Origin of the sequence: Actinomadura sp. NPDC049382, assembly GCF_040677125.1 — a bacterium.
GTDB classification, from domain to species: domain Bacteria; phylum Actinomycetota; class Actinomycetes; order Streptosporangiales; family Streptosporangiaceae; genus Spirillospora; species Spirillospora geliboluensis.
Genome location: NZ_JBFARO010000180.1, coordinates 1 through 13,906, shown reverse-complemented (window position 1 = coordinate 13,906; position 13,906 = coordinate 1). Strand labels below are relative to the sequence as shown.

Below are 13,906 nucleotides of genomic sequence, written 5' to 3'. Positions count from 1 at the left end.
CCCGCAGTGGGTGCGCGGGCGAGTGGCCCGGCGCTTGCGGGTGCCGGGTCGCGAAACCTTGTGAAGCCGGGGCGCGGGACACGGCCGCCGTTCACGTCGACGTGCCGATGACGTCGCCGGGCCCGCCGGTCAGGAGGGATTCTGGTCCTCGTCGGCGAGGCGGACGATGTGCGGGATGCCGACCGGGTTGCTGATCCAGTGGGCGTCCAAGCCGGCGGGGAACGGCTCCAGCTCGTCCTGGACGGGGACACCGTGCGCGGCCAGATGCCTGGTCGCGGCGTCGACGTCATCGGTGAACAGCTCAAGCCACAGGTCGGCCCGCGCGTAGTTGTCGACGCGGTCGAACCACAGCTTCACCGGGCCGAGCTGCACCGAGGCGCACTGGTCCACGGCGCTCTGCCCGCTCTCGTCGGTGACCTCCATGCCCAGCACGTCGCGGTAGAAGGCGACGGTGCGGTCGAACTGCGCCTTGGGCAGCTTCATGGCGATGTTGTGGCCGCCGCGGAATGTCGGACTCATGGTTCGCTCCCCGTGTTGTGTTCGAGATGGTCGCGCAGTGCGCTCAGGTGGCCGTCCCAGTCGCGCGCCAGCGCGGCGAGGAACGACTGGGCCACGGCCACCGGTCCCGTCTGGAGCCGGTAGCGGATCCGGCGCCGCTCTCCGGCCTCCGCCCGGACCAGCCCGGCTTCGGACAGCAGGCCGAGGTGCTTGGCGATCGCCTGGCGGGAGATGGGGAGCCGGGCGGCCAGGTCGGTCGCGGTCGCGGGGCCGCGCGCGGCGAGCTCGGCGAGGATGCCGCGCCGGGTCGGGTCGGCCAGCGCGGTGAAGACCGCCTGGGCGACGGACTCGGCCTGGTCAGGCTGCGGCATCGAGGTACCCGGCCAGCTCGGCCAGCTCCGTCCGCCACCCGTGGACGTTGCTCTCGTAGGCGCCGCCCAGGTGGTCCGGCAGCTGGGCGAAGCCGCTCTCCACGACCGTCACCCGGGTGCCCGTGCCGGACGGCTCCAACGTGAACTCCACGTAGGTGCGCCGCGGATCGTCCGCCGGAAGCCCTTCGATCGCCCACGTGTAGGCGAACCGGCGGGGCGGCTCCACGACCTGGATCCAGAGGGTGAACTCGCCCTGCCCGTCCCACCGCACCCGGGCCTCGCCACCGGGACGCAGGTCGTCGACCTCCGCATGGGAGCCGAACCAGCCGCCGAGCCCTTCGGCGGTGGTCAGCGCCGCCCACACCCGCGCGGGCGGGTGGGCGAGGTCGAGCGTCCGCTCGATGCGATCCGGAACGGGCACGGCTACCCCATAGCAACTCATCGGTTGCCATAGAAGCTATCACAACCAACCGGTTGCGATACTTTCCCGCCCCCCGCCGTGGCAGCGGTCATCTATCTCGGCCGCAGCGCCGGCCAAGGAGCAATCCCTAAGAGGTCCACCGGTGGCGCGCGCGGTTCAGGTCCACGCGGGTGCCGAGCATCGGCGTTCCTTCGTCGTGGAGCCTTCCTCGAGCCGACCCGCCGTGGCAGGTGGCGGGCCTTCCGTCGGCGTACACGACACGCCACCACGGGACGTCGTCGCCGAGCAGGCTCATGGCGCGCCCCACCTGCCGCGGCCCCGCACCGATCCTCTTGCCGATGTCGCCGTAAGAGGCGACGGTACCGGCAGGGATCGCGATGACCGCCTCACGCACCTCCTCGACGATGCCCATGGCGGCTACAGTTTCGTCAGTGCCCGCCCTTTGTGCATGGCGATATGGTCGGTCCTGTCACTCTGAATCTCGTACTGCGGATCGTCCTCGCTGCAGCGGCGCATGTGGCCTTTATATTCCACGTCCTCCGTGTGCTTTCTGATGATCACTCCTTCCACATATCCCGCTTCGGAGTTCCATCGCACGTGATCACCCACCGAGAACTGCCGCATCGTTCCCCCTTTCTTCTCGCGCGGGCGGCTCGCCCCGGCCTCTGAGGCTACCCACGCATACGTACCTCAATTCGTTTCCACAATCGCTTCGACATCGAGGAGGACACCCGCCCTGGTGCCGTCGGGACGTTGGTCCCTTGCAGCGCGGTGGACGGCAACGGAGCCTGGAGTGACCGACAGGGATCCACGGAAGGATCGGCATGGATGTGAACGCCATCTCGCGAAGAGCGTCCGTGCAGCTCACGAGGTTGGCCGATTACGAGACCGGTGTGGCGCGGGTGGCGGCCGCCGGCGAGTTGGACATCGCCACCGCCGGCCGCTTCGGGACCGAACTGGCCCGAGTGATCGACGAGCACGGCCCGGACGTTCTGATCGACGCGTCCGCCCTGACCTTCTGCGACGCCCGGGGACTGGCGGCGATCGTGTCCGCCGACGGACTGGCGAGGCGCCGCGGCGGCGCCGTCACGCTCACCGGCGTCCGACCGCAGATGGCGCGGATTCTGCGCATCACCCGGCTCGACAAGAAGTTCATGCGCCCCCGCACTGCCGCCTTCGGCTGGGAGAACACGGTCACCTTCGCCTGACAAAGTTTCCGGTGTCCGCCCTACCCAGCACAGGCGGCAGGGACCTTTGGCCCGTCCCCAGGGGACGAACGCCGGATGGGGCGGGGGCTCGCCCGGAGGTTGGCTCGAAGGAGACCTCACAGGGCGGTGAACGATGCAACGGATGAACGCGCTGGACGCCGGAATGTTCTTCGCCGAGAACGACACGAGCCCGCTGCAGATCGGGACGGTGACCGTGTTCGAAGGTCCGGCGCCCGACTACCCGGACCTCGTACGGCAGGTGTTCGCGAGGCTGCGGCTCGCGCCGCGCTGCCTGCAGCGGGTCCGGACCGTCCCGTTCAACCTGGCCCACCCGGTCTGGGTGGACGACCAGCGCTTCTCGATCGGCGACCACATCCTGCGCGCGACCGCGTCCGAACCCGGCGGCCCGGAGGAACTGCACGAGCTGGCCGGCCGCCTCCTGGCGCCGCCGCTGGACCTCACCCGATCACCGTGGCAGGTGTGGCTGGTCGACGGGCTCGCGGACGGCCGCTGGGCGCTGATCTGCAAGGTGCACCACTGCATGGTGGACGGGATAGCCGGCATCGACCTGCTGGCGGTGCTGCTGGACACCGACCCGGACTGGACGCCCGCGACACCCCGAGCCTGGACGCCCAAGCCCGAGCCGTCCGCCACGGCCGTGCTGCGCGACGGTGTCATGGACGGGTTGAAGGGCTTCGGACGGCAGGCCGGGCGGCTGTTCCTGCCCGTCCTGCGCGACGCGTTCGCGGTCGCGGGCTCGGTGCCCGGTTACGCGACGCGGCTCATGGGGTCCGGCGCGTCGGCGCTCAACGGGCCGACCGGTCCGCGCCGGCGCTGGACTCGGACCCACGCGGGGATGGACGAGGTCGACCGGATCCGGCGCACGTTCGGCGGGTCGGTCAACGACGTGGCCCTGGCCGCGACCGCGCGCGGTTTCCGCGACCTTCTGGAGGCGCGGGGCCTCCTCACCGGGGAGTCGACCGCCCGGGCCATGGTGCCGGTGTCGGTCCGTTCGGCGGACGAGCGCGGCGTCCCGTCGAACCGGGTGTCGGCGGTGCCGGTGGACCTGCCGTGCGGGGAGGTCGACCCGCTGCGGCGCCTGCACCTCGTCAGGGAGCAGATGGACGGGCTGAAGAGCCGCGACCAGGCCGCCGGCCTCGACGCCTTCGTCCAGCTCTTCGGCAACGCCCCGAGCCTGCTGGCCGCGGCCGCCCACACGGCGCTGCGGCTGCGCCAGCCGCTGATCCACACGATCGTGACGAACGTCCCGGGCCCGGCCGTCCCGCTGTACGCGATGGGTCGGCGGATGCTGGAGATCGACCCCTACATCCCGATCACGGCCGGTCTGCGCACCGCCGTCGGCGTCGTCTCCTACGACGGCGTCCTGTCGTTCGGGATCACCGGGGACCACGACGCCGTCCCCGACCTGGAGACCCTGAGCGCGGGCATCCGCGAGGGCATCGACGAACTCCTCAAGGAGGCGGCACAGACCGCGCCCACCACCTGAACCGGCTGGAGGCGACATGAACACGCGACGGAAGCCGCACCGCACCGGGAGCGGCGCCCCGGTGCCCCGTCCGATACGGATGACCGTCCTGATCGGTGATGCCCGTGAGGCGCGCAGAGGCTACGAGGTGACCGCACCCACCCGGCTGATGCGCACCTGGCGGCTGCTCACCGCCGTGAACGAGGAGCTCCACTCCGGCGGCGTCGATGACGCGGCCGCCCACCGGGCCGCCATGGTGTTCAACGCCCTCCGGAACGAAGTGGTCCGGTCGGTCTCGCCGCAGCTCGCCGAGGAAGTGCGCGAGCTGCTGCCGCCGCTCGACGAGAACTCCGGCGTCGCCGGGACGCGCGCCGCGTGCTCGGGTGCGCTCGGCTGGCTCGACAGCCTGATGACCTCGATGCTCATGCAACTCGCCCGGCAGGGCGGGCTCGCGGGCGGGCCGGACGATGCCGCGATCACCGGCAGGCGTCCGCCCCGCCACCCGTGATCGTCCTGGTCTGTGCTCAGCGGAGTCTGTGTTCAGCGGAGGCGGCGCAGGTAGGGGTCCCAGGAGCGGCGGGGCGCGAGCCGGACGCGGGCGTCCACGATCACCGCTCCGTCCGGGCGGACGATGGTCGGGTTGAGGTCGAGTTCGGTGATCTCCGGATGGTCGGACACCAGCCGGGACAGCCGGATCAGCACCTCCCGCAGCCGCTCCAGATCGCCGGCCGGGCGCGCCGAGTGGCCGAGGAGCAGGGCCGACAGGCGCGGGGCTCGGATCAGCTCGTCGGCGTCGCGGGTCGTGAGCGGCGCCAGGCGGGCGGCGCGGTCGGCCAGGGCGTCGGCGTCGACGCCGCCGGCCCCGAAGATCACCACGGCTCCGAACACCTCGTCCTGGACGGCGCCGCACAGCACCTCGACGCCCTGTTCCGCCATGGCCTGGACGAGCGTGCCCTCCAGGTCCCCGCCGAACCGCTCGGACAGGCGGCCGAACGCGGCACGGACGGCGTCCTCCCCGTCCAGGCCGAGTTCGAGCGCGCCCGCCGCGGTCTTGTGCACGACATCGGCGGCGTGCGCCTTGAGCGCCACCGGGCGGCCCAGGTCGCGGGCGGCGGTGGCGGCCTCGTCCTCGGTGCGGGCCCACCGCCACGGGGCCACGGGCAGCCCGTAGGACTCCAGCAGGCGGTACGTCCCGGCGGGCGGCAGCCACCCGCCGTCGGGGGCGCCGTCCAGGAAGCCGCCGATGATGCCGGACGCCTCGTCCGGGCGCAGGCCGGGCAGCACGGGCGCCGGCTCCTGCGGGACGTCGCGGCGCCGCGCGTACGTCCAGGCGTGGGCGAGCGCGCGGGCGGCGTTCTCCGGGTAGGCGTAGCACGGCAACCCGTCGTCGTTGACCATGACCGTCTCGGCCTGCCCGAGCACCACCGCCGCCATCGGCTTGCGGCAGGCGCGCAGCGCGTCCCGCAGGTCGCCGAGCGCGGTCGGGGCCACCAGCGCCAGCACGGCGTCCACGGAGTCGTCCGCGGCGAGCAGGTCGAGGGCGTCCCCGAACACGTCGGCGGAGACGGCGGCGGTGGTGTCGACGGGATTGGCGACCGCCGCGCAGGACGGGAGGATGTCCGCCAGGTAGCGGCGCGTGGCCTCGTCCAGGACAGGGACGGTGAGTCCGGCGTCGGCGCAGGCGTCGGCGGCCAGCACCCCGGCGCCGCCCGCGTTGGACAGCACCGCCACTCGCGGCCCGGCAGGCGGCGGCTGGGTCGCCAGCAGCGCGGCGGCGTCGACCAGCTCGCCGAGGTCGTCGGTGGCCACGACGCCGGCCTGCTCGAACAGCGCCCGGCGGGTCAGCTCCGGGGTCGCGGCGGCGGCGGTGTGGGAGGCCGCCGCCCGGGTGCCGGGCGCGGACCGTCCGGCCAGGACGGTCAGCAGCGGCATCGTCGCGGCGACCCGGCGCGCCGTCCGGGCGAACTTGCGGGGGTTGCCGAACGACTCCACGTGCAGGATGCCGAGCCGGGTCGTGTCGTCCGACTCCCACCACATCAGCATGTCGTTGGCGCTGACGTCGTACTTGTCGCCCACGGAGGCGAACGTCGAGACGCCGATGCCCAGCCGGGACAGCTCTTCGAGGAGGGAGATCCCGACACCGCCCGACTGCACCGCCACACCGGCGGCCCCCGGGACGGGCCTCCGGGCGCCGAACGTCGCGTCCAGCCAGACGCCGGTGTTGGCGATGCCCAGGCAGTTCGGTCCGACGAGCCGCATGCCGTGCTCCCGGCAGGTCGCCAGCAGCGCGCGCCCCTGGCCGGCGGTGAACCCCGAACTGATCACCACGAGCGTGGGGATCCCGAACCGCCCGCACGCCGCCGCCACACCGGGCACCGAGGGCGCGGGCACCGTGATCACAGCGAGGTCCGGCGCCTCGGGCAGGTCGGCGAGCGTCGCCACGCACGGCGCGCCGTGCAGGTCACTCCCCGCGCAATGCGGATTCACCGCGTACACGGCGCCTTTGAAACCGCCCGCGACGATGTTGCGCAGCAGTTCGGCGCCGACCGTCCCGCGCCGGCGCGACGCCCCGATCACCGCCACCGACCGGGGCCGCAGCAGCGGTTCCAGGCTCGCCACGTCCGCGCGCCGCTCCCGCTCCGCGACCGCGTCCAGGTACGCGTCGCCGCAGCCGAGCGGGATCGTCACCTCGACGACACCGCCGGACGTCCGCCGCCGCGCCGGCATCCCCGCGTCCGCGAACACGCGCAGCATCGCGCTGTTCTCCGGCAGCGTGTCCGCGCGGAAGGCCACGAGCCCGCTGTCGCGGGCCAGCGACCCGAGGTGCTCCAGCAGCAGGGTCCCGACGCCGCGGTGGTGCATCCGGTCGGCGACCGCCATCGCGACCTCCGCCTCCCCCGGCACCCCGGTCGGCTCGTACTCCGCGACACCGACCAGGTCGCCGTGCAGCCAGGCGCCGAGGGCCGCGTGATCACTGCCGTCCGTCCGGCAGACCCGCCGGGCCACCTCGCCCGCCATGGCCCGGTTGAGGCCGAAGAACCGCAGGTACAGGCTCTCCTCGCACAACCCCTCATGCAGGTCGCGCACCGCGTCCAGGTCCGCCGCGCCGAGCCGCCTGATCTCGATCTGCACGCCGTCGGTCAGCAGCGCGAACGCCCGCGCGCCGGAATGCCGCTCCGTCATGTCTCCAGCGTCTGACGGGACGCCCCCGCAGATCATCGTCCCAAGGTCACCGGCGATCGGGACCATGGTCCCTTGCCGTGACGGCACGTCAGTCGCCGCTGAGGACGTCCGCGACCGGACGCCGCCGGCTCGGCGGGCGACGCGCCGCGCGGCCGAGGCGCAGCACCATCTGGGGATGCCCGCAGGCCAGGTCGCGGCGGACCGCCGCCCGCAGATAGGGCAGTTCCAGCGGCTGCGTGTGGAAGGCCGCGCTCACGTCCAGTGTCGCCGCGTGCAGGAGCACGTGCTGGAGCGCCTGGCCGGCGAGCAGCCAGTCCACACGCCTGTCCTCACGGGTGGTCAGCACGGCCACCGTCCCCAGGGCGGCGGACGCGGTTTCGCAGTCGCCCGCCTCGCGCTGGAACCCCCATGGCGCTCCGGCGGTGAGGTCACGCGAGGGGAACTCCAGTCCGTCCGCCGGGGCCGGGGAGGGGGCGGGCGCGACGCCGTCGAGGCGCCCGGTGCCCGCCGGCGCCGTCCAGGCCAGCCGCTCGCCGAGGATGCGGGGATCGCGGAGCTGGACCACCTCGGCGGCCTGGACGTGCTCGGCGAGCTGCCTGCGCTGCCCCTCGTCCTTGACGACGCGGAGGCCGGCGCCCTCGTACCGGGCGATGCCGGCCAGCACGGTCGGCAGCATGGGCGGCAACGGGACCGCCAGGAACCGCCCGCGATGCGTGTGACGGAGCCGAATCGTCCGGTAGAGCAGTTCCTCGTACGGCCGCGGGACCGTCCTCGTCCCCCAGACGATCCGGGCCAGCAGGTCGGGGTAGGCCGGATTCGGCAGCAACCGCACCCGCGGCGTGAAGCCGAGGCGCCGGACGGCCAGCCGCGCGTTGAACAGGGCCGCGCCGCAGCTGATGAGCATCTCGCGCCCGGCCGGGTCGGCGACCGGCAACTGGCGCGCGCGGTCGGCCCACAGCTCCAGCCCGTCGGGGCGCTCGACGATCCGCCACGGCTGGGTGTTGTTGATGGACGGCGCCAGGACCGCCGCGCGGGCGACGAAGCGCGCCGCCAGATCAGTGCGTTCGCTTCCGAGAGGCTTCGCGGGCGCGTCCCAACGCTCCGCCGGAATTCGTGCGGTGCTGACCATCTCGATGACCTCCAGCCGTGAGTGCCCGGCACTCACAGCCTGCGGGACCGGCGTCGAGACGGCATCGTGTCCAAGGTCCTCTCCGCACGGACCTTCGGCCCCTCAGCTTCCCAAGGTCTCCGCGTGATCCGGGACGTAGGTCTGCTCGTCTCGCGGCGGCCGCTCGTATCCCTTGGACGGGGGACGTTCCGGCAGCTGGAGCGGCGGGCGCTCCACTTCCCGGTAGGGAATGCTCGACAGCAGGTGCGAGATCATGTTGATGCGCGCACGGCGCTTGTCATCGCTCTCGACCACGAACCAGGGCGCCTCGGGAATGTCGGTGTGGACGAACATCTCGTCCTTGGCCCGCGAGTACTCCTCCCAGCGCGAGATCGACTCCACGTCGATGGCGGACAGCTTCCACCTGCGCATCGGGTCGTCGAGCCGGCTGCGGAAGCGGCGTTCCTGCTCGGCGTCGCTGACCGAGAACCAGTACTTGCGCAGCAGGATGCCGTCCTCGACCAGCATCCGCTCGAAGATCGGGCACTGGTGCAAGAAGCGCCGGTGCTCCTGGGGCGTGCAGAATCCCATGACCCGCTCGACTCCCGCGCGGTTGTACCACGACCGGTCGAACAGGACGATCTCACCGGCCGCGGGCAGGTGCTCGACGTACCGCTGGAAATACCACTGGGTCCGTTCCCGGTCGCTCGGCGCCGGCAGCGCCACGATCCGCACGACGCGCGGGTTGAGGTACTCGGTGACGCGCTTGATGGTGCTCCCCTTGCCGGCGGCGTCGCGTCCTTCGAACACCACGGCGACGCGCGCGCCCTCCGCGCGCACCCACTCCTGCAGCATCATCAATTGCTCCTGCAGCCGGAGCAGCTCACGTTCGTAGACCTGCCGGGGCAACCGCCGGGGACCACCCATACCGCCTCCAAGCCTCGGGTATACGCCCTCCAGTCTGGCCGACCCGCGCTTCGGGAGGCAGTCCGCCCCGGATCCCCGGCTCGCCTGCGAACGGCGGCGCCACCCCGGCCAAGGCGCCGCCGAACGCGCTAGGCCCCCGTGTTCTGGGGCGCGTGGACGACCATTACCGGGCAATGCGCGTGCTGCACCAGAGCCTGGCTGACCGATCCGAGCAGGAGGCCGCGGAAGCCGCCCAGCCCCCGCGACCCGACGACGAGCAGACGCGCGTCCTGCGAAGCGTCCAGCAGCACCTCTCGCGGTGCCCCGACCACGACTTCCGCCCGCACGTTCACTCCGGGGTGGAGGACGCGGAAGGGGGTCGTCAGCCGGTCCAGGCGTGCCGTGGCGGCCTTCCGCATACCGGCCTCGTCCGCCAGGGGCGGGAGGCCCTCCACCGGGACCGACTCCCACGCCACCACCGCGTGCACGGAGGACCCGTGCAGTTCAGCCTCGGCGAACGCGATCGCCAGCGCGGCCGACGACTCCGCGGAACCGTCCACGCCGACCACGACCGCTCCCGCCTCCCTCACGTCGCCCCGGGCGATCACCACGGGGCAGGAGGCGTGCGCGACCACCTGGGCGCCGACCGATCCGAGCACCAGCCCGGCGAACCCGCCGAGGCCCCGCGGCCCCAGGACGATCAAGGTGGCGCTCTTGCCCGCCTCGATCAGCTTGGCGGCCGGCTGACCGCATTCGAGGACGCCCTGCACCGGTACGTCGGGCGCCTGCTCGCGGACGTGCTCGATGCCGCCGTCCAGGGTCTTCTGCGCCAGGGCCTGCAGGTCCAGCATCGGCATGGCCATCGAGCCGCCGATGTAGTACTGCCAGGCGTGGATCACGGTCATCGGGAGGTCGCGGATCCGGGACTCCTCGGCGGCCCAGTCCAGGGCGCGGATCCCGTTCTCCGAACCGTCGTACCCGACGACGACACCGGTGGCCGCCTGCTCGCTCATGCTCTTCTCCCGCTCTCGCCGACCCGTCGATCTCCCACATGAGCAGCCTTGCCCGCGATGGCCTCGTCCAAGAGGGGCCTCAGTCCGGAACAACAGGGACCTTCGGCCCGCAATCGCGCCAGGGTGCCGGGGCGGGCCGAACGGCTCTGCGGGGTGATGACGAAGGTCCCTAGGGCGGACGCCGGCTGTGGATCAACGTTGGTGGTGATCCCTTCGCATGAGGAGGCCGACGTTGTCCAACACAGTCGCCGACCAGTTCGACATTGAGGTCACCACCCTGCGGGACGTCCCGCAGTCGGACGTGCAGCACATCCGCGAGGTGGTGGCGCGGGTCCTGGCGCACGCCCCGCGTCCGGTGCTGTACGCCAAGGCCACGCTCAATGTCCTTCCCGACCCCGCCGTGCCGCGTCCCTACCTGGTCTCGCTCCGGGTCGACCTGAACGGGCTGCCCGTGAACGCCTACGCCTCGGCCACCTCGATGTCGGAAGCCGGCAGCCTGGCCGCCGCCCGCCTGCGCGCCCGGATGCAGCACGTCGCCCGGTACTGGACGACCCGCCGGAAGGGCGACCGGACAACCACGGCCAACAGCCGAGCCCGGCACTGAACACCTTCGCGATCACCGTCTCCCCTGGCCGGGCGCCACCCCGGCCAGGGGATCGTGGTCCGCGAGAACGGCCTAGTGCCTCTCGTACCAGGACGCCGCCACACCGCCGGCTCCGTGCGGAAAGCGGGACGGGGCATCGCCGTCCGCGACGGTCTCGGGGAGTTCCGTCAGCCGCGCCTGCGCCGTCTCCAGGCGCTCCACGACGAGCTCGGCGAAGCGGCGCGTCAGTTCGTAGCCCATGGAAGGGTCGACGGCGCAGAGCGTCCGGACGAGCCGTCCGTCGAACTCGATGGCCCGCACCGGGGTGGTCGCCACCCCGCCGAAGTGCCACTGGTGCGGACGGAAGAGCCACGACCAGCCGAGCACCGAGCCCGGACCGAAGGTGTCGATGATCACGGCGCCGCGCCGCGGCGCGTGCAGGTCGACGATCACGGTCCCCTCCAGCAGGAGCCAGAAGCGCTCCGCCGGATCGGACTCGCTGAAGATGCGCCTCCCCGCCGCGAACTCGGTGAACCGGGCCGCCGTCGCCAGCCTGCGCAGGTCGGCGCTCCTCATGCCGTCCAGGAACGGCTCACGCGCGAGATCCGCACCGGTCACGGTACGCATCCGACTCACCCCCTCCTACGTTCCCTCTCAGTCCGCCGGCGCCGTCACCGGGTGCGGTTCGGGACGACGGCGACCGTGCACGGGGCGTGCTTGAGCAGCGCGTCGCCCGTCGCACCGAGGGTCAGCGGCTCCACGACCCCGGTCCCCCGCGCGCCCACGACCATCAGCGTCGCGTCCTCGGCCGCCTGGAACAGCGCCTCGCGCGGCGACTGCAGCACCAGCGACGTCATGGCCTGCACCTGCGGGTACTTCACCCGCCAGGGCGCCACGGCGCGTTCGAGCACGGCACCGGCCGCGCGGCGCAGCCTGTCCTCGTCGCCGAACAGCGAGAGGTCTCCGTCGGGGGCCGCGCCCGGCTCCCAGCATCCGTACACCGCGCGCAGCCGCCAGCCGCGCAGCGCCGCCTCCTCGAACCCGAAGGCCAGGGCGACGTCCGCGCCCGCGGAGCCGTCCACGCCGACGACCACCAGGCCGTCGCGCGGCGCCGCCGACCGGACGACCAGCACGGGGCGGTCGGCCTTGGCCGGCACCCGCAGCGCCGTCGAGCCCACCGGCATCTGGTCCGGCTCGTGCGAGCCGACCACGATCAGTTCGGCGTCCCCGGCCTCGTTCAGCAGGGCGGGAGCCGCGCTGCCGTCCTTCAGCCGCTTGTTCACCTTCAGGCCCGGCGCCAGCTCCCGCGCGAACGCCACACCGTGGTCGAGGAGATGCTCTCCCATCCGGCGGATGGTGGCCTCGCCCTCGTAGTCGATGTAGCTGATCGGGTACGGCCAGCGCCAGGCGTGGCACACCGTCAGCGGCAGCCGCCGCAGCTGTGCCTCCCGCACCGCCCACCGCACGGCCCGCTCGCTCTCGCTGGTTCCGTCGTAGCCCACGACCACATGGCTCATGACGTCCTCCTCGTTCCGACATCTCCATCCCACCTCCGGGCCGGCCGCCTTCACAGGGCCGAAGGACCCCCGCTCACCGGGACCTCCGCCGCCGCATCGGACGGCCCCGATCTCGGCCTCGGCGAGACGCGGTGGAGGTCGAAGGTCCCCTACCCACGAGGACGGACGGCTCTGACCTACGGCCATCCGGCGAGGGAGGGTGGAAGCGACTCAAGGAGGTCGGCGATGTGGGTCATGCCCGAACACCGGTCCGTTGTCGTCGGAGTGGACGGTTCCCCCAACTCCATGGCCGCGCTGCGGCGCGCCGCCCGCGAGGCCCTCGAACGGCACGCGCGGCTGGACGTCGTCCGCGCCATCGAGACCGACGGGGCCACGGCGCCCCGCCCGTTGCGGACCGCGCGGGAGTGGCTGCGGCTGCGGCGCCTGGTCGCGCACGCGATCCCGCGCGCCCAGCACCTCAACACCCGGCTCCGGATCGTGCACGGCGCGCCCGGCGAGGCGCTCGCCCACGCCGCCGCGCATGCCGAACTGCTGGTCATCGGCGCCCGGGTGCACTCCGAACACGGCAATCCGCTCGGCGGCGACACCGTGCCGGTCGTCCGCGAACGCGCACGCTGCCCGCTGGTGATCTGCGCCGACCACACCACCGAGTCAACGGCACTGTGAACCCCGGGAGGGCATCATGCAACGCCGCACCGTCCAGGACGTCATGACCAAGAGGGTCGTCACGGTCACCGAGGAGACCCCGTTCACCGAGATCGCCGACGCCATGGCCGAGCACCGCATCAGCGCTGTGCCCGTCCTGGGCGTGACGGGCCGGGTGACCGGCATCGTCACCGAGGCGGACCTGCTCCGCAAGCAGGAGTACAAGGACGACGGCGCCGACCACCGGCCGCTGCGGGCCAGGCTGCGGCGCCACGCCGACGCGGAGGCCAAGGCCGCCGCCGTGGACGCCCGAGGGCTGATGAGCACGCCCGCCGTCTCCGTCACCCCGCACACCTCGATCCCCCAGGCCGCGCGGCTGCTGAACGCCCACGGATTCAAGGCGATGCCCGTCATCGACGGCGACGGCCGGCTCGCCGGCATCGTGGCCCGCCGCGACCTGCTGTCCGTCTTCCAGCGGTCCGACGCCGACATCCGCGACGAGGTCATCCAGGACGTCCTGATCCACAAGCTCTGGCAGGATCCCGCCGAGCTGCACGTCCGCGTCCAGGAGGGCGTCGTCCACCTCACGGGGCGGGTGGAGCAGAAGAGCCTCATCCCGATCGTCGTCCGCCTGACCGCCGCCACCGAAGGCGTCGTGGACGTCGTCCACACCCTCGGTTACGACCACGACGACACCCGTCGCACCACGTACCCGAGAGCGTGACTTCAGCGTCCCGCGAGCGGCGCGAGAGCGCCTGCCCTTAGGAAGTCTGGATCAACCACCCTCGTCCAACGCTGCGGTGCGTTGGACTGGCGCGAGGGTGATGCAACAGCAGGACGCCCGCCGGGTGGGGCGGGCGTCCTTGAGGGGCGTTGCTGTCGGCTACTTGAGGAAGGGGAAGCGCTTGGCCAGGGCGGTGCCGCTCCACCAGCGGCCCAGGCCCAGGGTGTCGCCGGCGCTGACCAG

The 13,906-nt window shown here is 72.6% G+C and carries 17 protein-coding genes; 6 read left to right on the top strand and 11 right to left on the bottom strand.

Annotated elements, in window-relative coordinates; genetic code table 11:
• Window positions 1-129: 129 nt before the first annotated feature.
• The 5 genes from AB0K34_RS43550 to AB0K34_RS43530 form a co-directional block, all read right to left on the bottom strand.
• A complete protein-coding gene (locus tag AB0K34_RS43550) occupies window positions 130-519 on the bottom strand; it encodes a VOC family protein (RefSeq protein ID WP_364554417.1) in 390 nt (129 codons plus the stop codon).
• On the bottom strand, window positions 516-869 hold the full coding sequence (locus AB0K34_RS43545) for a metalloregulator ArsR/SmtB family transcription factor (protein ID WP_364554416.1): 354 nt from the start codon (window positions 867-869) through the stop codon (window positions 516-518). Before AB0K34_RS43545 ends, AB0K34_RS43550 begins: the two co-directional genes overlap by 4 nt.
• The gene (locus AB0K34_RS43540) at window positions 856-1,290 is read right to left on the bottom strand and encodes an SRPBCC domain-containing protein (RefSeq protein WP_364554415.1); all 435 of its coding nucleotides are present in this window, start codon (window positions 1,288-1,290) and stop codon (window positions 856-858) included. The genes AB0K34_RS43545 and AB0K34_RS43540 overlap by 14 nt, the downstream gene beginning before the upstream one ends.
• Window positions 1,291-1,417: 127 nt before the next feature.
• Window positions 1,418-1,702, bottom strand: a complete 285-nt coding sequence (locus tag AB0K34_RS43535) for an MGMT family protein (RefSeq protein ID WP_364554414.1) — start codon at window positions 1,700-1,702, stop codon at window positions 1,418-1,420.
• Between the two features lie 5 nt (window positions 1,703-1,707).
• Window positions 1,708-1,914 (bottom strand): DUF2945 domain-containing protein, encoded by a 207-nt coding sequence (locus AB0K34_RS43530; protein ID WP_364554413.1) that lies wholly within the window; start codon window positions 1,912-1,914, stop codon window positions 1,708-1,710.
• A 233-nt stretch (window positions 1,915-2,147) separates the two neighbouring features.
• Between AB0K34_RS43530 and AB0K34_RS43525 the strand changes: the two genes are divergently transcribed.
• From AB0K34_RS43525 to AB0K34_RS43515, 3 genes are all read left to right on the top strand, one after another.
• Entirely contained in the window at window positions 2,148-2,498 is a 351-nt protein-coding gene (locus tag AB0K34_RS43525) for an STAS domain-containing protein (RefSeq protein ID WP_171069346.1), read from the top strand.
• A 142-nt stretch (window positions 2,499-2,640) separates the two neighbouring features.
• Window positions 2,641-4,005 carry a wax ester/triacylglycerol synthase family O-acyltransferase gene (locus AB0K34_RS43520; RefSeq protein WP_205719553.1) on the top strand — a complete coding sequence of 455 codons (1,365 nt, stop codon included), beginning with the start codon at window positions 2,641-2,643 and terminating at the stop codon, window positions 4,003-4,005.
• A gap of 16 nt (window positions 4,006-4,021) precedes the next feature.
• Complete coding sequence (locus AB0K34_RS43515) at window positions 4,022-4,492, top strand: proteasome activator (RefSeq protein WP_138640312.1); 471 nt, start codon at window positions 4,022-4,024, stop codon at window positions 4,490-4,492.
• A gap of 32 nt (window positions 4,493-4,524) precedes the next feature.
• Here the strand turns inward: AB0K34_RS43515 and AB0K34_RS43510 are convergent, their stop codons facing one another.
• The 4 genes from AB0K34_RS43510 to AB0K34_RS43495 form a co-directional block, all read right to left on the bottom strand.
• A complete protein-coding gene (locus AB0K34_RS43510; protein ID WP_138640313.1) occupies window positions 4,525-7,167 on the bottom strand; it encodes a bifunctional GNAT family N-acetyltransferase/acetate--CoA ligase family protein in 2,643 nt (880 codons plus the stop codon).
• Window positions 7,168-7,255: 88 nt separating this feature from the next.
• On the bottom strand, window positions 7,256-8,296 hold the full coding sequence (locus AB0K34_RS43505; protein ID WP_364554412.1) for a hypothetical protein: 1,041 nt from the start codon (window positions 8,294-8,296) through the stop codon (window positions 7,256-7,258).
• A gap of 102 nt (window positions 8,297-8,398) precedes the next feature.
• The gene (gene ppk2 / locus AB0K34_RS43500) at window positions 8,399-9,202 is read right to left on the bottom strand and encodes a polyphosphate kinase 2 (RefSeq protein WP_138641565.1); all 804 of its coding nucleotides are present in this window, start codon (window positions 9,200-9,202) and stop codon (window positions 8,399-8,401) included.
• Between the two features lie 128 nt (window positions 9,203-9,330).
• On the bottom strand, window positions 9,331-10,194 hold the full coding sequence (locus AB0K34_RS43495) for a universal stress protein (protein ID WP_138641564.1): 864 nt from the start codon (window positions 10,192-10,194) through the stop codon (window positions 9,331-9,333).
• 232 nt (window positions 10,195-10,426) lie between these two features.
• Here AB0K34_RS43495 and AB0K34_RS43490 point away from each other — a divergent pair, with 232 nt between their 5' ends.
• Window positions 10,427-10,798, top strand: a complete 372-nt coding sequence (locus AB0K34_RS43490; protein WP_138641563.1) for a hypothetical protein — start codon at window positions 10,427-10,429, stop codon at window positions 10,796-10,798.
• A 72-nt stretch (window positions 10,799-10,870) separates the two neighbouring features.
• On the opposite strand, the gene AB0K34_RS43485 is transcribed toward AB0K34_RS43490, so the two are convergent.
• Window positions 10,871-11,395 (bottom strand): cyclic nucleotide-binding domain-containing protein, encoded by a 525-nt coding sequence (locus AB0K34_RS43485; RefSeq protein ID WP_171069454.1) that lies wholly within the window; start codon window positions 11,393-11,395, stop codon window positions 10,871-10,873.
• A 53-nt stretch (window positions 11,396-11,448) separates the two neighbouring features.
• Window positions 11,449-12,294, bottom strand: coding sequence for a universal stress protein (locus AB0K34_RS43480; RefSeq protein WP_138641561.1), 846 nt, complete (start codon window positions 12,292-12,294; stop codon window positions 11,449-11,451).
• 225 nt (window positions 12,295-12,519) lie between these two features.
• Here AB0K34_RS43480 and AB0K34_RS43475 point away from each other — a divergent pair, with 225 nt between their 5' ends.
• Together AB0K34_RS43475 and AB0K34_RS43470 are read left to right on the top strand one after the other, a co-directional pair.
• Window positions 12,520-12,960: a universal stress protein gene (locus AB0K34_RS43475; RefSeq protein ID WP_171069453.1), complete on the top strand. Its 441-nt coding sequence runs from the start codon at window positions 12,520-12,522 to the stop codon at window positions 12,958-12,960.
• A 16-nt stretch (window positions 12,961-12,976) separates the two neighbouring features.
• Window positions 12,977-13,663 carry a CBS domain-containing protein gene (locus tag AB0K34_RS43470; protein WP_138641559.1) on the top strand — a complete coding sequence of 229 codons (687 nt, stop codon included), beginning with the start codon at window positions 12,977-12,979 and terminating at the stop codon, window positions 13,661-13,663.
• Window positions 13,664-13,906 lie beyond the last annotated feature (243 nt).